The sequence below is a fragment of the Gordonia sp. Swx-4 genome, assembly GCF_030316175.1.
Classification (GTDB): domain Bacteria; phylum Actinomycetota; class Actinomycetes; order Mycobacteriales; family Mycobacteriaceae; genus Gordonia; species Gordonia alkanivorans.
In genome coordinates this window covers 244,274-260,435 of record NZ_CP128197.1, presented here as the reverse complement: position 1 = coordinate 260,435, position 16,162 = coordinate 244,274, and the positions used below count along the sequence as shown (strand labels likewise).

Here is a 16,162-nt window from a genome sequence, read left to right as displayed (position 1 = left end):
CAGATCAACGAGGCGTGAGGACGTCGGTGCCGACGAACTTCGCAAGCTCGGGCGGCAGTTTCACCGAACCGTCGGGCTGCTGGTGGTTCTCGAGGATGGCCACCAGCCAGCGGGTGGTCGCGAGTGTGCCGTTGAGCGTCGCCGCGGTCTGCGGCTTCCCGTTCTCGTCGCGGTAGCGGATCGAGAGACGGCGGGCCTGGAACGTCGTGCAGTTCGACGTCGACGTGAGCTCGCGGTAGGCGTTCTGGGTGGGAACCCAAGCCTCGCAGTCGAACTTGCGCGACGCCGACGAACCGAGGTCGCCACCCGCGACGTCGATGACACGGTAGGGCACGTCGATCGCGGCCAGCATGTCCTTCTCCCAGCCCAGCAGACGCTGGTGCTCGGCCTCGGCGTCCTCGGGCCTGCAGTAGATGAAGCCCTCGACCTTGTCGAACTGGTGCACGCGGATGATGCCGCGGGTGTCCTTGCCGTAGCTGCCGGCCTCCCGGCGGAAGCAGGTCGACCAGCCGGCGTACCGCTTCGGGCCGTCGGACAGGTCCAGGATCTCGTCCATGTGGTAGCCGGCGAGCGGCACCTCCGAGGTGCCGACCAGGTACAGGTCGTCGTCCTTGTCGAGGTGGTAAACCTCGTCGGCGTGGGCGCCGAGGAAGCCGGTGCCCTCCATGACCTCCGGACGCACCAGGACGGGCGGGACCATCAGCGTGAAGCCGTTGGCGGCAGCCTTCTGCGCGGCCATGTTGAGCAGGCCGAGCTGCAGGAAGGCGCCCTGCCCGGTGAGGAAGTAGAACCGCGAACCCGACACCTTGGCGCCGCGCTCCATGTCGAGCAGACCGAGCGACTCGCCCAGTTCGAGATGATCCTTCGGGTTCTCGATCTCGCGGGGCTCTCCGACGTGCTCGAGGACGATGTAGTCGTCCTCGCCACCCGCGGGGGCCTCCGGCGCGACGATGTTGGAGATCGCGCGGTGGGCCTTCGCGGCGGCCTCATCGGCCTCGGACTGACGCGCGACGGCAGCCTTGACCTGCTCGGCGAGCTCCTTGCCCTTGGCGAGCAGCGCCTGCTTCTCGTCGCCCTGCGCCTTGCCGACCTGTTTTCCGAGAGCCTTCTGCTCGGAGCGCAACGTGTCGGCGTCGACGATGGCCGCACGACGGGCCGCATCGGCATCGAGCAGGGCATCCACCAGGCCGGGGTCCTCGCCGCGAGTGCGCTGCGAAGTACGGACCAGATCCGGGTCGTCACGAACAATCTTCAGGTCGATCACGCCTTCAAACCCTACTTGAGCGCGCGATGCGAACCCGATCACGCCACCGAAGTGAAACCCGGGCCCGCCCGCAGGTCAGCTCCAGAGCGCCCGGAGATCGTCGCGGCCGAACATCGCGGCGGCGTCGGCGGCCGACGGGGTGCCTCCGTGCGGATCGGCCCCGGCGTCGACGAGCAGCCGGACCACGTCGTCGAATCCCTTGAACACCGCGCCGGCCAGCGGGGTCTGTCCGCGGTCGTTGGCGAGGTCGGGATCGGCGCCGCGGGACAGCAGCACCGAGACCGCCGACGCGCGGCCGTGATAGGCGGCGAGCATCAGCAGCGAGTCGCCGGACTGGTTGCGCAGGTTCACCGGCACCCCGGCATCGACGTAGCCGCTCAGCGTGGCGGCGTCGCCGGAGCGGGCCATCTCGAACAGGCGCGTGGCCAGTTCGACCACCTCGGCGTCCGGTATCGCGTCCGGACCGGGCACGGGAGAGGAATCGGCGGGCATTCCCGCGAGTGTAGGCAGCTCTCGCCGCAGTGGCTGGTGCCCGCATCGACTGATGCGGGTGTGCCCAGCCGGATCGACCAGGCATGATGGATCCCGATGAACGAGCCCGACCCTGATCGCGACAAGCCCGACCACGACGCGCACGACGCCATCGACGACGATTTCACCGCCGTCGACCCGGTCGCACCGTACGACGAGCCGGTCAATGCCGTCGGCCGGCCCCCACGAAACGCCACGCGCAATCCCGTCTTCGTCGTCCTGGCCGCGATCGTCGTCGGCGCACTCGTCGCCGGCGGTATCGCCTTGGCGATGGGCGTCTTCGACGACGCCGGCAGCGTCGGCGGCAGCAAGGTCGGCGAGGGCGAACGACTCGTCCAGAACGCCTTCACCCAGTCCGTCGCCGGCGACTGCCTGGACTGGCCCGAGGGGAACCCCGGGCAGCCGACCGCAGTCGAATGCGCGCAGAAGCACCGCTTCGAGGTGGCCGGCGGCATCGACACCTCGCTCATCCCCGGCGTCGAGTTCGGTGAGGACGCGCTGTGGCCCGGGCCCGAGCGTTTCGCCGCCATCCGCGACGAGCAGTGTCCGGTGATCGTCGACCAGTACCTCGACGGTCGCCTCGATCCGCAGGGCCGCTTCTCGGTCGGCATGATGTACCCGTCGCAGGCCCAGTGGGACAAGGGCGCCCGGCAGCTGCGCTGCGGGGTCCAGGAAGACGGGGCCAACGGTCAGCCCGTGCAGTTCTCCGGCCGCGTCGCCGACCAGAACCAGTCGTATGTGTGGCCCGAGGGAACGTGCATCGGCATCGACCCCGAGAACCGCAACCCCACCGGATTTCCGGTCAACTGCGCCGAGCCGCACGCCTTCCAGACCACCGGCATCGTCGACCTCGCGGTCCGCTTCGGCGACCGGATGTCGAACAAGCCGTGGCCCGCGACCGGCGCCCAGAACAACTACCTCGGCTCGATCTGCCCGAAGCAGGCCGAACGATTCGCCGGCGGCGCGGCCGCTCTCGACAAGACGACACTGAACGTGCAGTGGTCGGTTCTCAGCGAGCCGAGCTGGCTCGCCGGCAGCCGAAAGGTGGTCTGCTACCTCGGGCTGCCCGACAAGCGCGGCGGATTCGCCACCCTCGTCGGCGACGCCAAGGACGGGGCACTGCTGATCAACGGCAAGGCGCCCGTCCCGCCGCCCGCTGCTCCGCCCGGTCGCGCTCTCCCGACGCCGGTGCCGCTCCCGCCGGGAATCGCACCGAACCCCGACCAGGCCCCCGCCCCGGCGGGCTGACCCCATGGCCGTCCCGATGTCCGACGACGAGTTCGACGGGCTGGTCTCCGACGCACTGGACACCATCCCGTCGGAACTCACCGGCGCGATGAACAACGTGGTCATCCTCGTCGAGCCGTACAACCCCGAGGAGCCCGACATCCTCGGGCTGTACCAGGGCGTGGCGCTGACCCTGCGCGACCACGACTACGGCGGATTCCTACCGGACACGATCACGATCTACCGGGACCCGATTCTGGCGATGTGCAATTCGCGCGACGAGGTGGTGCACGAGGTCGCGGTCACCGTCATGCACGAGATCGCCCACCACTTCGGGATCGACGACGCCTGGCTGCACGCCAACGGCTGGGGCTAGGAACCCCGCCGGGACCCCGGCTCAGGTGAGATGTTTCAGCGCGGGCGTATTGCGGAATACCGAGATTCCGATGTCCAGCCCACATCCAGGAGTTCCGCCATGTCCACCGACGCCATCGTCATCCTGAAGGACGACCACAAAGAGATCCGCAAACTCTTCCGCGACTTCAAGTCCCAGGGCCCGAACGCCACCAAGACCAAGGGCAAGATCGTCGACAAGATCATCGAGGCCCTCACCGTGCACACCTACATCGAGAACGAGTGCATGTACCCCGAGATCCGTAAGCGCGTACCCGATCTCGAGGACGACATCCTCGAGTCCTACGAGGAACACCACGTTGCCGACGTCCTCGTCGTCGAGCTCGCCGCGTTGAAGCCGGACTCCGAGCGGTTCGACGCCAAGACGACCGTGCTGATCGAGAACGTCGAGCACCACATCCAGGAAGAAGAGGACGAGTGGTTCCCGAAGGTGCGGGAGGCCCTCGGCCGCAAGGATCTCCAGGAGATCGGCGAAGAGATGCTCCGGCTCAAGGAGAAGGCACCGCGTCGCCCGTCGCAGCCGTCGGCGTTGAAGAAGACGGTCGACGCGATCATCAAGTGAACTAGCCCATGGGGTCGTCGACCAGCGGCTCGTCGACCCGATCGAACGGTGCGGTCTCGGCGCCCCAGCGGTGGCAGACCCAGATGCCGTCGGCGTACTCGAGTTCGATCGAGCCGGTGTTGCCGAGGTGCGTCGCCGCGGCGAAGCGGGAGTCGATGCCGGCCAGGCGCGCCGCGATGAGTCGGATCGCCGCACCGTGGCTGACCAGGAACACATCACGTGGTTCGGTTCCGGTCAGATACGAGCGTGCGAGGTCGTCGACGGTCGGGATGTAGCGGTCGTAGACCATCGCGAGCGACTCGCCGCCGGGGATGCGCACATCGAGGTCACCGGCGTGCCACTTCTCCATGACGTCGTGGAAGACGTGGTGGGCCTCGCGGTCGCTGCGGTCCTCGAGCTCGCCGGCCTGGACCTCGTGCACGCCGTCGACGGCCTCGGTGTGGACGTCCCACACCGAGCCGATCAGTTCGGCGGTCTGCCGGGCGCGCCGGGCCTCCGAGCTGAACAAGACCGCCTCGCGCTCGGGTCGGTTCTCCAGCCCGAACCGGGCGCCTTGTCGCGCACCGAAATCGGTGAGTGCCGCGCCGGGGAGGGCGGTGTCGAGCCGGCGCATGACGTTCGCGGTGGTCTCGCCGTGCCGGACGAGATGCAGGCGCGCCATCACACCTCTCCCTGTCGCAGCGAGTCGATCCAGGCCAGCGACTCGGCGTGGTCGGGAGGTGCCGATCCCGTGGTCCGTACCGCGGGCCATGAACCTACGTAGACGACTCGTTCACACCGGCGATGCAGTGCCGCAAGGGCTTCCGCGACCGCTGCGTCGTCGATGTGGCCGACGGCGTCGAGGAAGAACCGGTAGCGACCGGCGATGGCCCGCCCCTCCGCCTCGTCGCGCTGCGGCCGGGATTCGATGCGAGTGAGATCGATTCCCCGCGAGGCGAATTCGTTCATCGCGTGCATCAGGCTACCGGGCTCGTTGGACAGGTCGAGGATGACCGACGTGCGGTCCGTGCCGGTCCGTCGCGTCGGGACCGCGGGGCGTCCGAGGACGAGGAACCGCGTGGTGGCCTCCTTCGCGTCGCAGACACCGTCGGCGATCACGGTCAGATCCGACAACCCCGCCGCGAGACCGGTCGTCACCGCGGCGTCGGTTTTGCCGGACGCGACGTCGAGCGCCGCAGCAGCATTCGATCCGGACGTGACGAACTCCGCGTTCGGGAAGAGCTTGGCCACGGATTGACGGACCTGCGCAGCCGCCACCGGGTAGGCCGCGATGGTGCGGACGTCCTCCGGGGCGAGCGGGCCGGTCGCGGCGATCGCGAACGCGATGTCGAGGACGGTCTCGGCGAACACCTGCACGCGCCCGTCGATACCGGACCGCGCCGGTGGTACGAGGGCGTCCATCGTCGCCGGCACCGACCCCTCGAGCGAACTCTCGATGGGCACACAGCCGTAGTCGGCCTCCCCGCTGCGGACCATCGCGATGGTGGCAGCCGGGCTCGAGGCGTCGACCTTGGTGACGTCACTCGAGAGGTCGAGACCCCCGAGTGCGGGGTCATGGGCGGCGAGGGCCGCGTCGAGTGCCATCTCGGTGAAGGTTCCGGGCGGGCCGAAGTAGGCGATCACAGGCACCACACGAGCCTAGTGGACGTCGGTGATCACTCCGTTCAAGCCGCAATCCCCGGGAGCCGACGGTCCGAGGACCCATTGACGACCACGCCAACCGTATTTAGGTTAGGGTTACCTTTCAACAGCCGCCGAGCACCGCAGCCGCCCGCGCCGACCGGAGAGACAACATGACGCGTACGACGACCGACCGACCCACGGATGCCGAGATGATCCAGACGGCCTGCCGTCGAGTCGGCTCCGCCATCCTCGCCATCGAGGGCGCCGACACCACGCCGATCGGCGTCGTCCACCTCTTCGAATCCCAGGCCTTCGTCCTCGTACCCACCGACGGCGACGCCGTGGCTGCCGTCGACGGCGCCGAGGGCACACCCGCGATGCTCGAGGTCACCGACTGGGCGCCCATCGACCTGCGCGAACGGGTCCGGTCGGTGATCTGGCTCAACGGGACGCTCCACGAGGTGCCCCGTGACCTCGAGCGCGACCTGGCCATCGAGATCGCCGGCGAGCACCCCGACGACGGCCTGCTCGACATCGGCCACGGCGCGTCGATGCTCCGCCTCCAGGTCGACTCCGCGGTGCTGGCATCCAGTTCCGGTGCGACGTCGGTGTCGGCCGCCGAACTGGCCGACGCCACCCCCGACCCGTTCTGGGAGTGCGAGGCCGGCTGGCTCGAGCACCTCGACGCCGACCACGCCGACCTCGTCGGCCAGTTGGCCCGCAAGCTGCCCACGGACCTGCGCCAGGGCCGTGTACGCCCCCTCGGCCTCGACCGGTTCGGCATACGCTTCCGCATCGAGGGCGCCGACGGCGACTCCGACGTCCGGCTGCCCTTCCCCCGCCCGGTCTCGGACGTCTTCGAGCTGTCCCGGGCACTGCGCAACCTCGCCGGTTGCCCGTTCATGAACTCGATGCGCGACTGACCCGCATCGCCGGCTGCGAGGGGTTCTAGGCTGACCGGCATGCCTCTGCGCGAGTACCTGCGGCCGTCGCCCCACGGCATCCCGGTCGTCACCGACCGTGTCGAGCGTCGCGGTCTGATCGCCGAGCTCGTCATCGTCGGAATACTGACCTTTGCGTTCTCCGCGGCCTCGGCCGCGCTCGCACTCCTCGAGGCCCAACTCGCCGGCGGCATCGGCGGGACCACTGTCGCCCTCAACCCCAGCCGCTCCGACCTCGCCCTCATCGACGCCGCGCGCCAGATGATGAGCATCCTCAGGCTGTTCGCCATCGCCGCGCTCGGCGTGTACCTGCTGTGGCGGAGCGGGCTCGGACTGTCGCGCGTCGGCCTCGGCCGGTGGACCCCGCGACGCGACGTGCCCGCGGGACTCGTCCTCGCGGCCGTCATCGGCCTCCCCGGACTCGCACTGGTCGCGGTCGCCCGCGTCTTCGGACTCAACGCGAGCCTCGTCCCCAGCCAGGCGGACACCTGGTGGGAATGGCCGGTGCTGATCCTCATCGCGATCGGCAACGCGGCCGCCGAGGAGATCGTGGTGGTCGCCTACTTCATCACCCGGCTCCGCCAGCTCGGGGTCTCGGACGTCAAGTCGCTCGCCGCGAGTGCCGTGCTCCGCGGTGGCTACCACCTGTATCAAGGCTTCGGCGCCGGTCTCGGCAACGTGGTGATGGGCGTCGTCTACGGCCGGTTCTACCAGGTCACCGGCCGGGCCTGGCCGCTCGTCATCGCCCACGGCGTCATCGACGTCGTCGCCTTCATCGGCTACGCGCTGCTACGCGATCACCTCTCCTGGGTCGGCTGACACCCGGACCGGTCACCCGCGGTCCTCGGCGTGCTTGCCCGATCCGGTGGCACGGGCCAGCCCGAAGAGTGCCAGCCCGACGAGCATCAGGAGGCCGGCGCGCAGCCAGGTCTCCGCGTTCTGCTGGGTCAGCAGGACGATGCACGTCACGATCGCCAGCACCGGCACGATCGTCCACGCCCGGAAGTGGTCGGTGTCGGCGCGTTCGCGCCGCAGCACCAGGACCGCGACGTTGGTGCTGAGGAAGACGAACAGCAACAGCAGCACCACGGTCTCGGCCAGCGCCGCCACCGAGCCGGTCGCCGAGAGCACCATCGCGATGGCGGTCGTGGCGATGATCGACGCCCACGGCGTACGTCGACCGGGTAGGACCTTCGCCAGCGGGGTGGGCAGCAGACCATCGCGGGCCATTCCGAAGGTCAACCGTGAGGCCATGATCATCGTGAGCAGCGCGCCGTTGGCGACGGCGATGAGGGCGATCAGCGAGAACAGTTGGTCCGGGGCACCGACGTCGGCGATCGTGACCACCTCGAGCAGCGGACCCGACGAGCCGGCGAGCTCATCCGGCGACACCACGGTCGAGACCGCGAGGCCCACGAGTACGTAGACGACACCGGCGGTGATCAGCGAGCCGAACAGCGCCTTCGGGTAGACCCGACGCACGTCGCGGACCTCCTCGGCCACGTTGGCCGACGTCTCGAATCCCACAAACGAGTAGTAGGCGAGCAACGCGCCGCTCAGAACCGCGAGTGCGGGCGTCGTCGAACTGTCGAACTCGAACACACGATGCGGTTCGCCGTCTCCCCGACCGAGGACGATGCCCGCCAGGACGACGACCAGCACCAGACCCGACACCTCGATGACCGTCATCACGACGTTCGCCCGCACCGACTCGCTGATGCCACGTGCGTTCAGTGCCGCGATCGCGACCAGAAAGACGAGGGCGGTGACGGTGGTGGGCGCGTTCACGAACGTCTTGAAGTAGTCACCCGCGAACGCCAACGCCAGGCCGGCGGCGCTCGTGACACCAGCGGCCAGCATGCAGAACCCGACCAGGAACGAGACCAGCGACGACCGGTAGGCCTGCCGCGCGAAGACCGCGGCACCACCGGCCTGCGGATACTTGGTGACCAGCTCGGCATACGACCCCGCGGTCAACAGCGCCATGACGAGAGCCACCACGAGCGGTACCCAGATCGCACCGCCCACCTCGCCGGCGATCTCGCCCACGAGCGCATAGATCCCGGCGCCCAGCACGTCGCCGAGGATGAACAGGAACAGCATCTTGCCGGAGATCGCGCGCCGGAGCGGAGTGCGATCGTCACCGGTCTCGGTGTCTGGCCGGGCGGCCACGTCGTCGGTCATGGCGAGCCGGATACCCCGTCGCGGGCCGATCGAGTCCTGTGATCTGCGTCGAATCCGTGCCGGGCACCCGTGGATGCGTACATTGGTTGGGATGAACGAGCAGGACCCGCCGATCATTCGGCGCGGTCGTCCGGGGCCACAGGTACCGTCCGGGCGGCCGGCAGGAGGCATACCGCCACGCCAGGGGCCTCCTCCCGGTGGACCCCACCGACCCCATCCGCAGGGTCCCGCTCCCGCCGCACACCCCCAGGCGATGCCTCGAATCCCCGCGCAGGGTCCGCCGCCGCGTCGGGCGCCCGGCCCTGCCCCGGCAGCCGGCCCGATTCCGGGGAGGGGTGCCGCCCCGGGCCAGTACGCCCCCACCCAGAAACCCGAACCGATCCCGGCCGGTGAGCGTCGAGGTGACCGCGCCCGATCGTTGGCACGTCCGCCCGCTCCGCCGGTCGGCACCCCGCCCGCTGCGAAGCCGACACGCCCCCGGCGTCGTCGGCGGCGCACCCTGCGGGTCGGCAGGATCCTGCTGATCCTGCTGCTCGTGTTCGTACTCGGCAGCGCCGGACTGCTCTTCTACTACGACTCGCGACTCGACCGCATCGACGCGCTACCCGCCTACGCCGGACGGCCGTCGGACACCCCCGGAACCAACTGGCTCATCGTCGGCACCGACTCCCGCTCCGATCTGTCCGACGCACAGCGCACCAACCTGTCGACCGGTGACGCCGACGGCTCCCGCACCGACACGATCATGCTGGTCCACAATCCGCCGGGGAGCGGGAAGGCGACGGTCGTCAGCATCCCCCGCGATCTCTTCGTCGAGATCCCCGGCCACGGAAGCCTGAAAGTCAACGCGTCGTACAACATCGGCGGTCCGGCACTGCTGGTGCAGACCGTCGAGAACCTGACCGGCATCCACATCGACCACTACGCCGAGATCGGCTTCGGCGGTTTCGACACCCTCGTCGACGCCGTCGGCGGTGTCGACATGTGCATCGATCAACCGCTCAACGACCCCAAGGCCGGACTCAAACTGGCCAAGGGCTGCCACCACCTGAACGGCCGCCAGGCACTCGGTCTCGTCCGTACCCGAGCCTTCCCGCGCGCCGACCTCGAACGCGTCATCAACCAGCGGAAATTCCTCGCCGCCCTGGTCTCCCGCGCGACGAGCCCGGCCGTCCTGCTCAACCCGTTCCGGTTGTTCGGCTTCATCGGCGGCGCGATCGACTCCCTCACCGTCGACGAACGCGACCACATCTGGAACCTGGCCTCGCTGATGTTCGCCCTCCGGGACCCAGTGACAACCACCACACCCACGGGTGAGAGCGTCTACACCGATGACGGCCTGGCACTGCCGGTCACAGAGACGACCGAGCAGTTCTTCGGTCTCTTACGTGCAGGTCAGCCCATCCCCGACGAGCTGCTCGTCGACGCCGGGTGACCGGGGTGGCCAGGTTGCCCAAAGACAGGTCAGACTTGCCTTACTTAGCCTGAACTTGCTGGTAGAAGGCGCTTTTCGGCACCTACGATGAGCGAATGACCGAATTCACGAAGTTCCACCAGCTGCTGCACGACCAGATCGGCAACGAGTTCTACGCCTCGCAGCAGTACATCGCGGTCGCCACCTACTTCGACAACCACGACATGCCGCAGTTGGCCAAGCTCTTCTACCGGCAGGCCGTCGAAGAGCGCAATCACGCGATGATCATCGTGCAGTACTTCCTCGACCGCGACATGGAGGTCGAGATCCCCGGGGTCTCCGCCCCGAACAACAAGTTCGAGGACTACAAGGCGCCCATCGAGTTGGCGCTCGAGCAGGAGAAGACGGTCACCCAGCAGATCGTCGACCTGGCCAAGTCGGCCCGTGACACCGGCGACTACCTCGGTGAGCAGTTCGTGCAGTGGTTCCTCAAGGAGCAGGTCGAGGAGGTCGCCACCATGACGACGCTGCAGACCATCGCCGACCGCTGCAAGGGCAACCTGTTCGACCTCGAGAACTTCGTCGAACGCGAGTTCAACGGCCCCGAGACCGACGACCCGACCGCACCTCCCGTCGCCGGCGGCAACATCTAGCCTCCGACCAGCAGACGATCTCGGCGGCGCGACTTCACCGAAGTCGCGCCGCCGAAACGGTTTTCGAGGGTTTCCTCGTCTAACGCAGAGTGACCTGGCGGCCGCGGATGCCGTCGCGCGAACTGCGCTCGGCGATGGTCAGCTCCGAGGAGTCGGCAAGCGCCTCGCCCAGCCACTGGTCGAGCTGATTGAGACCCGCCTGCCACTCCTCGTGGTGCATCTCGCTGTCGAGGTCGAACACCGGGACCAGCAGCCCGTGGGTGCGGAACGACCCCGCGAAGCGCGAGCCCTCACCCATCGTCAGACGCCCGGCCGCATGCAGGCGGGCCATCGCGGCCATGAGGTCGTCCTCGGGCTCGGGACGAATCCACCGCAGATGTGCCCGCTCGCCGGCATCGACCCACCACGGGGCGCCGGAACCGCTGTCGACGACGAGGCGCGCGGTCGGCAGCACGGAATCGTTGGCGCGCTCGAACATCGGGGCGATCTCGGCAGGAACCTCGGTGCCCTCCGGGAACCACCACGAGAAGTCCTGGTGCACGGTGATGTCCAGGACCGCGTCGGCCTTCAGCACCTCGTCGAGCGAGGGGGATTCGTCGGCGGCTTCCAGATCGAACTCGCTACCGGCGTCTGCGTGGGCTGCCCAGGCGATCGCGGCCGCCAGTTCGACGGGGAGCGCCATTCGGTCGGGCTCTGTCTGCAACCCGACCAAACCCTCTGTCGCGCCACCGGATTCACGTGCGAGTGCAGGCCCGGCACCCGGCAGGATCGTCACGATGGAGACGTCGTTGCGCGTGTCGGCAGGCTCCGTCAGCTCGAGACGTGCGGTCGCCGATGCGACGAAGGTCCGCAGTGCGACGAAGTCGCACTCGGAGGCCAGCCCCGCGAAGGGGCGCGGCGGCGGTGCCATCGACGCCGCCTGCCGAGCCTTACGAGCGGCGACCCGCTCGGCGCGATTGCTTCCCGGGCGGGGTCCACTGCCCCGCTTGCTCTTCTTGCCCATCGGTCCACTCTCTCACGAGCCGCTCACCGCGCCGAGAAGCCCGGGCAGGAGAAGGCCGCTCAGTCGACGGTGACCAGCCAGTCGCGGACCCTGGCCGGGTGGTTGGTGGCCAGCCAGCGCACTCCGAGGTCGGCGCAGAGCTGGACGTCCACCAGTTCGTCGACGGTCCAGCAGTATGTCACGCGTCCGGCCGCGGCGGCGCGGTCGACGAGATCCGGGTACTGCCGCAGGGTCATCACCGAGGGACCGATCCCCGTGGCCCCGACGGCGGTCGCCGCACTGCCACCGAGTACTCGGGCGGTGTCGCCCAGCAAAATGGTCGGGAGCATCGGGGCATGGCGACGGATGCGCCAGACGCCGGCGGAGGAGAACGAGATGACCACGGCGCGACTGTGATCGGCCGACGGCGGGGTGGCCACGCCGAACTCGTGGAGGATCTCGAGGAGCTTCTGCTCGACGAGACTGCCGAACCGAACGGGATGTTTGGTCTCGATGAACAACCGGACCGGGCGGCGCCAGTCCAGGGTGAGCGTGAGCAGCTCCCGAAGCGTCAGGATCGACGCGGGGTCGCCCGCGGAATGCCAACTCCCGAAATCGAGTTCGCGGAGCTGGGCCAGCGTCATCTCGCTGACGATGCCGGAACCGTCCGACGTGCGGTCGACGGTCCGGTCGTGCACACAGACGAGCTCGTGATCGGCGGTGAGCCGAACATCGCACTCGAGTCCGTCCGCGCCCTGCGCGAGTGCGAGCTCGTATGCGGCCAGGGTGTGTTCCGGACGGTCCCCGGAGGCGCCGCGGTGCGCGACCACCGCGGGCTTACCCGAACGCGACACCTTCTCGGCCGCACCCACGTTCACACCTGAGTTCATCCGACCGCCACCCACCTTCTCTTCGGGACCGGGACCGCCGTGGCGGCGTCGAACAGCACCGGCACACGGCGCGCCGTCCAGAAGGCGAAGGCGGCCGACACGGCCGCGCTGATGATCACCATGGCGAGCGCGTTGGCCCCGGTCTGCACCGAGTCCGAACCCAACGCGACGACTCGGGCGACCAGCGCCAGTACGGCGGTGACGGTGACGACCACCCACGCGACCCACAGCCGGCGGACCCGGCGGCCGACACGTTCGGCGTCGAGGGACGGATCGTGGGCCACGCGCAGGGCCACGACCTCGCCCAGCACGAGCGGCGCACCGACCAGGTTCACCAGTGGGACCCCCACCAGGACCCCGACCCACAGCGGACGCCTCGGGTCGAGGAGTCGGGCTTCCTCATAGGCACCGGCCCGCAGGTCCATCACCCAGCGGATGAACGCGAGGGTCGCCCACACATAGGCCAGGAGAGCAGCGACCCCCACGAACACGATCATCCAGTCGGAGACCACGATCAACGGGTTCGGGAGCGGCTGCGTGCGGTTGACGGCCAACAGGATATAGCGCAACAGGTGGATGACCGCCGACGCCGCGAGTGCCGTCCCGGCCACGACGAGCGCGAACAGCAGGCGTGCCCGCGAGGCGTCGATCCGATCGTGCGTCGCGTCAGCGGTCACCGGCTCGTCGCGCAGACCCCAGGTCGGGATGTAGACGTAGCGGGGGATGAGACGCGGACCGCGCGGGCCCGACGGTCCGCGGCGGCTGGGGATGGCCTCGGGAGGACGCCGCGCGACCCACCGCACGTTACGGCCCCGGTACAGCCGGCCGGTCGGCGCCGTACGGGGCGGCGCGTGGGTCGCCGGGCGCGCGGGTGCCGCCATCGCACGAGAGACGTCGTCGACGACGCTCAGCGGGCCACCACAGCGAGGACAGTGCTCGCGCCCGGGACGGTGCGGCGCCTGGATGCGGCACCGCGGACAGAGGTCGATCATCAGTGGGCGTCGCCCCCGCCGTCCCTGACGCCGAACTCGACGGGCTTGCCGTGCTCCTGCCAGGCGAGCATCCCGCCGCGCACACAGATGCCGTCGTATCCCACCTGCGCGAGGTATTGCAGCACCCGCATCGAGCGACCGCTCGAATGACACACCACATAGAGGTCGGCGTCGGGGTCGAGTTCGCCGAACCGACCCGGTATCTCGGCCATCGGGATGTGGAGAGCGCCGCGGATGTGTCCGTTCGCCCATTCGTCGTCCTCACGGACGTCGAGCATCACCGCGTCGGCCGTCTGCGTGAAGTCGTCCGGCAAATCGGTCACCGGCACCTGCGTGATGTCGCCCATGGTCACGATTTCCATGGTGGCACAGTCCAGGCGCAGCGCGTGTCACGTCATCTCCCGAGCCAGTTCTCAGCAGTGCGGTGAAGATCACCTTCGATGTCGTACAGACCGCCCGAAGCGGCCTATGCTGACCATCATAGTTTTATCCACATGCCTCGAATGGACAGCTGTCCATAATCCGCACCTCACCGTCAACCTGGGGATGAGGCTGTGGAAACTGTGGAAAAACCCTGGCCAAAGGCCCTCCCTATGTGACTGGCATCACTCGTTTGGGCCAATGTGCGCGTAGGAAATTCACGAAACTGCAGGCGTCGACCGGTGGTGCATTTTCTTACAGTGCACACACCTGTGGATAACGTGGGGACAAACCCTTGGGGAAACCCCCCGAACCGGGTCTGGTATTACCCCTCAGTCACGGTGTAAAAACCCCGTCCGCACCGCGGGCGCGCGGTCGATCGCAGCCATCACGCCCGTCGTGACGCTCTCGGCCAGCCCGGAGACGGACATCTGGTTGCCCACCAGACGCGCCAGCAGCGGCTTGGGTGCCTCGATGACGGTGATCTCCGCATCGGGGTACCGCTCGGCCACCACCGAACGCATGACGCCGATGCCGTCGACGAGACCGAGTTCGGCGGCCCGGTGCCCGACCCAGACGTCTCCGTTGAAGAGTTCCTCGTCGGACGCCGTCAGCTTCTTGCCCCGACGCTGCCGCACCCATGCGATGAACGCCTCGTGCAGCTGCCCCTGGAGGCCCTTCAGCCATTCGACGTCCTCGGCCACCTCCGGCGAGAAGGTGTCGAGCCGGGCCTTGTTCTCCCCCGTCGCGTAGAGACGACGCTGCACGCCGAACCGGTCGAGAAGTGCCGAGAAGCCGAATCCCGAGGACACCACTCCGATGGAGCCGACGATCGACGTGTGAGCGGCGTAGATCTCGTCCGCCGCGCAGGCGACCCAGTAGCCGCCGGACGCCGCGACGTCCTCGCAGAAGGCCAGGACCGGCACGCCCTTCTCCGCGGACAGCTGACGGATGCGCTCGGCGATGTACTCCGACTGCGCCGGCGAACCGCCGGGCGAATTGATCACGACGACGACGGCCTTGAGCCGTTCGGTGGCGAACGCCCGCTTGAGTACCGGCTCGACCGTGTCGGTGGTCAGCCCGTGTTTGCCCATCCCGGCCGCGCCGATCGGACCGTCGAGTCGAACCACCGCGACGTGCTCGGCACGCGACTTCGCGAACTTCTTGCCCACCGCCGCCAGCGGTCCTGCAGTCATCTGCCCGAGTCTAGTGGCGGTTCACCGGTTCCGGTTTCGGGCTGGGCTGCCCACGCATTCTGCAGCGCACCGGGTGCACTCGCGCCGTAGACTCTCCCGCGTGCAGGTCAGGTGGCTCAGCGCATTCCTCGATTTCCCCGCCGACGAGTTCGGCAGCGAGGTGACCTTCTGGCGTGCGATCGCGGGCAGCACCGTGTCGCCGCCGCGCGGCGAACACCGCGAGTTCGCCTCCCTCGAACCGTTCAACGGCGACCCTCACCTCCGAGTGCAACGGGTCGACGACGGTCCGGGCGGGGTCCACCTCGACATCCACACCGACGACCCTCTGGCCGCGGCCGACGAAGCGGTGGGACTCGGGGCGACGCTGAACCACGACGCCGGCACCCACGTCGTCCTCCGTTCGCCCGCCGGTTTCGTGTTCTGCCTGGTGCCGTGGGCGGGAGAGTCAAAACGGTCCCGGCCGATCCGGTGGCCAGGTGACGCCATCAGCATCATCGACCAGTTGTGCATCGACATACCCGCAGCCGACTTCGACGCCGAGGTCGAGTTCTGGACGGCGCTGACCGGCTGGCCGCCCAAGCCACCCGAATCCCGACCCGAACTCGTGGCACTGCGCCGCGACCCCGCGATCACCACCGGAATCCTGTTGCAGCGCAGGCAATCCGATCCGGACACGCCTGGACCCGAAGGCTCGTCGACGGCAACCGGGCACCTCGACCTCGCGACCAACTCGGTCCCCGACGAGGTGGCACGCCACGAGGGATGGGGCGCTCGCGCGATCGAGCACCACCCGCACTGGACGACGATGGTCGACCCGATGGGACGCCCGTACTGCATCACCTCGCGCAATCCGCGGACGGGCGACTGAG

18 protein-coding genes are annotated in these 16,162 nt (G+C 68.6%); 8 read left to right on the top strand and 10 right to left on the bottom strand.

Annotated elements, in window-relative coordinates:
- Positions 1-4: 4 nt before the first annotated feature.
- Positions 5-1,264: a serine--tRNA ligase gene (serS, locus tag PWF70_RS01150; protein ID WP_006358834.1), complete on the bottom strand. Its 1,260-nt coding sequence runs from the start codon at positions 1,262-1,264 to the stop codon at positions 5-7.
- A gap of 75 nt (positions 1,265-1,339) precedes the next feature.
- Positions 1,340-1,756, bottom strand: a complete 417-nt coding sequence (locus PWF70_RS01145) for an ankyrin repeat domain-containing protein (protein ID WP_006358835.1) — start codon at positions 1,754-1,756, stop codon at positions 1,340-1,342.
- 96 nt (positions 1,757-1,852) lie between these two features.
- On the opposite strand from PWF70_RS01145, the gene PWF70_RS01140 reads away from it, so the two are divergent.
- The 3 genes from PWF70_RS01140 to PWF70_RS01130 all read left to right on the top strand — a co-directional run bounded on the left by PWF70_RS01140 (position 1,853) and on the right by PWF70_RS01130 (position 3,998).
- Positions 1,853-3,043 (top strand): septum formation family protein, encoded by a 1,191-nt coding sequence (locus PWF70_RS01140; protein WP_006358836.1) that lies wholly within the window; start codon positions 1,853-1,855, stop codon positions 3,041-3,043.
- Between the two features lie 4 nt (positions 3,044-3,047).
- The gene (locus PWF70_RS01135; RefSeq protein WP_005199266.1) at positions 3,048-3,398 is read left to right on the top strand and encodes a metallopeptidase family protein; all 351 of its coding nucleotides are present in this window, start codon (positions 3,048-3,050) and stop codon (positions 3,396-3,398) included.
- 99 nt (positions 3,399-3,497) lie between these two features.
- Complete coding sequence (locus PWF70_RS01130; RefSeq protein WP_006358837.1) at positions 3,498-3,998, top strand: hemerythrin domain-containing protein; 501 nt, start codon at positions 3,498-3,500, stop codon at positions 3,996-3,998.
- Position 3,999: 1 nt separating this feature from the next.
- Here the strand turns inward: PWF70_RS01130 and PWF70_RS01125 are convergent, their stop codons facing one another.
- Positions 4,000-4,659 carry a histidine phosphatase family protein gene (locus PWF70_RS01125; RefSeq protein WP_006358838.1) on the bottom strand — a complete coding sequence of 220 codons (660 nt, stop codon included), beginning with the start codon at positions 4,657-4,659 and terminating at the stop codon, positions 4,000-4,002.
- Positions 4,659-5,630 (bottom strand): prephenate dehydratase, encoded by a 972-nt coding sequence (pheA, locus tag PWF70_RS01120; RefSeq protein ID WP_035754217.1) that lies wholly within the window; start codon positions 5,628-5,630, stop codon positions 4,659-4,661. Before pheA ends, PWF70_RS01125 begins: the two co-directional genes overlap by 1 nt.
- 161 nt (positions 5,631-5,791) lie before the next feature.
- On the opposite strand from pheA, the gene PWF70_RS01115 reads away from it, so the two are divergent.
- Positions 5,792-6,544, top strand: coding sequence for a DUF2470 domain-containing protein (locus PWF70_RS01115; RefSeq protein ID WP_035754214.1), 753 nt, complete (start codon positions 5,792-5,794; stop codon positions 6,542-6,544).
- A gap of 39 nt (positions 6,545-6,583) precedes the next feature.
- Complete coding sequence (locus PWF70_RS01110) at positions 6,584-7,381, top strand: CPBP family intramembrane glutamic endopeptidase (protein WP_006358841.1); 798 nt, start codon at positions 6,584-6,586, stop codon at positions 7,379-7,381.
- A gap of 12 nt (positions 7,382-7,393) precedes the next feature.
- On the opposite strand, the gene PWF70_RS01105 is transcribed toward PWF70_RS01110, so the two are convergent.
- A complete protein-coding gene (locus tag PWF70_RS01105) occupies positions 7,394-8,746 on the bottom strand; it encodes an APC family permease (protein WP_006358842.1) in 1,353 nt (450 codons plus the stop codon).
- A gap of 253 nt (positions 8,747-8,999) precedes the next feature.
- Between PWF70_RS01105 and PWF70_RS01100 the strand changes: the two genes are divergently transcribed.
- Together PWF70_RS01100 and PWF70_RS01095 are read left to right on the top strand one after the other, a co-directional pair.
- The gene (locus PWF70_RS01100; protein WP_230461878.1) at positions 9,000-10,181 is read left to right on the top strand and encodes an LCP family protein; all 1,182 of its coding nucleotides are present in this window, start codon (positions 9,000-9,002) and stop codon (positions 10,179-10,181) included.
- A 95-nt stretch (positions 10,182-10,276) separates the two neighbouring features.
- Positions 10,277-10,813 (top strand): ferritin, encoded by a 537-nt coding sequence (locus PWF70_RS01095; protein WP_006358844.1) that lies wholly within the window; start codon positions 10,277-10,279, stop codon positions 10,811-10,813.
- Positions 10,814-10,892: 79 nt separating this feature from the next.
- Here the strand turns inward: PWF70_RS01095 and PWF70_RS01090 are convergent, their stop codons facing one another.
- The 5 genes from PWF70_RS01090 to PWF70_RS01070 all read right to left on the bottom strand — a co-directional run bounded on the left by PWF70_RS01090 (position 10,893) and on the right by PWF70_RS01070 (position 15,293).
- Positions 10,893-11,816 (bottom strand): DUF5926 family protein, encoded by a 924-nt coding sequence (locus PWF70_RS01090; RefSeq protein WP_006358845.1) that lies wholly within the window; start codon positions 11,814-11,816, stop codon positions 10,893-10,895.
- A gap of 59 nt (positions 11,817-11,875) precedes the next feature.
- Positions 11,876-12,685, bottom strand: a complete 810-nt coding sequence (locus PWF70_RS01085) for a glycerophosphodiester phosphodiesterase (protein WP_006358846.1) — start codon at positions 12,683-12,685, stop codon at positions 11,876-11,878.
- Positions 12,682-13,566 carry a DUF4328 domain-containing protein gene (locus tag PWF70_RS01080; RefSeq protein WP_006358847.1) on the bottom strand — a complete coding sequence of 295 codons (885 nt, stop codon included), beginning with the start codon at positions 13,564-13,566 and terminating at the stop codon, positions 12,682-12,684. The genes PWF70_RS01085 and PWF70_RS01080 overlap by 4 nt, the downstream gene beginning before the upstream one ends.
- A 110-nt stretch (positions 13,567-13,676) precedes the next feature.
- On the bottom strand, positions 13,677-14,039 hold the full coding sequence (locus PWF70_RS01075) for a rhodanese-like domain-containing protein (protein WP_006358848.1): 363 nt from the start codon (positions 14,037-14,039) through the stop codon (positions 13,677-13,679).
- A gap of 390 nt (positions 14,040-14,429) precedes the next feature.
- Positions 14,430-15,293 carry a S49 family peptidase gene (locus PWF70_RS01070; protein WP_006358849.1) on the bottom strand — a complete coding sequence of 288 codons (864 nt, stop codon included), beginning with the start codon at positions 15,291-15,293 and terminating at the stop codon, positions 14,430-14,432.
- A 100-nt stretch (positions 15,294-15,393) separates the two neighbouring features.
- Here PWF70_RS01070 and PWF70_RS01065 point away from each other — a divergent pair, with 100 nt between their 5' ends.
- Complete coding sequence (locus PWF70_RS01065; RefSeq protein ID WP_035754207.1) at positions 15,394-16,161, top strand: VOC family protein; 768 nt, start codon at positions 15,394-15,396, stop codon at positions 16,159-16,161.
- Position 16,162 lies beyond the last annotated feature (1 nt).

Coding starts and splice junctions, on each gene's coding strand:
- PWF70_RS01135 (WP_005199266.1), top strand. CDS start 3,048: ATGGCCGTCCCGATGTCCGACGACGAGTTCGACGGGCTGGTCTCCGAC.
- PWF70_RS01125 (WP_006358838.1), bottom strand. CDS start 4,659: ATGGCGCGCCTGCATCTCGTCCGGCACGGCGAGACCACCGCGAACGTC.
- PWF70_RS01100 (WP_230461878.1), top strand. CDS start 9,000: ATGCCTCGAATCCCCGCGCAGGGTCCGCCGCCGCGTCGGGCGCCCGGC.
- PWF70_RS01090 (WP_006358845.1), bottom strand. CDS start 11,816: ATGGGCAAGAAGAGCAAGCGGGGCAGTGGACCCCGCCCGGGAAGCAAT.
- PWF70_RS01085 (WP_006358846.1), bottom strand. CDS start 12,685: ATGAACTCAGGTGTGAACGTGGGTGCGGCCGAGAAGGTGTCGCGTTCG.
- PWF70_RS01110 (WP_006358841.1), top strand. CDS start 6,584: ATGCCTCTGCGCGAGTACCTGCGGCCGTCGCCCCACGGCATCCCGGTC.
- PWF70_RS01095 (WP_006358844.1), top strand. CDS start 10,277: ATGACCGAATTCACGAAGTTCCACCAGCTGCTGCACGACCAGATCGGC.
- PWF70_RS01070 (WP_006358849.1), bottom strand. CDS start 15,293: ATGACTGCAGGACCGCTGGCGGCGGTGGGCAAGAAGTTCGCGAAGTCG.
- PWF70_RS01145 (WP_006358835.1), bottom strand. CDS start 1,756: ATGCCCGCCGATTCCTCTCCCGTGCCCGGTCCGGACGCGATACCGGAC.
- PWF70_RS01075 (WP_006358848.1), bottom strand. CDS start 14,039: ATGGAAATCGTGACCATGGGCGACATCACGCAGGTGCCGGTGACCGAT.
- PWF70_RS01130 (WP_006358837.1), top strand. CDS start 3,498: ATGTCCACCGACGCCATCGTCATCCTGAAGGACGACCACAAAGAGATC.
- PWF70_RS01105 (WP_006358842.1), bottom strand. CDS start 8,746: ATGACCGACGACGTGGCCGCCCGGCCAGACACCGAGACCGGTGACGAT.
- PWF70_RS01080 (WP_006358847.1), bottom strand. CDS start 13,566: ATGGCGGCACCCGCGCGCCCGGCGACCCACGCGCCGCCCCGTACGGCG.
- PWF70_RS01140 (WP_006358836.1), top strand. CDS start 1,853: ATGAACGAGCCCGACCCTGATCGCGACAAGCCCGACCACGACGCGCAC.
- PWF70_RS01115 (WP_035754214.1), top strand. CDS start 5,792: ATGACGCGTACGACGACCGACCGACCCACGGATGCCGAGATGATCCAG.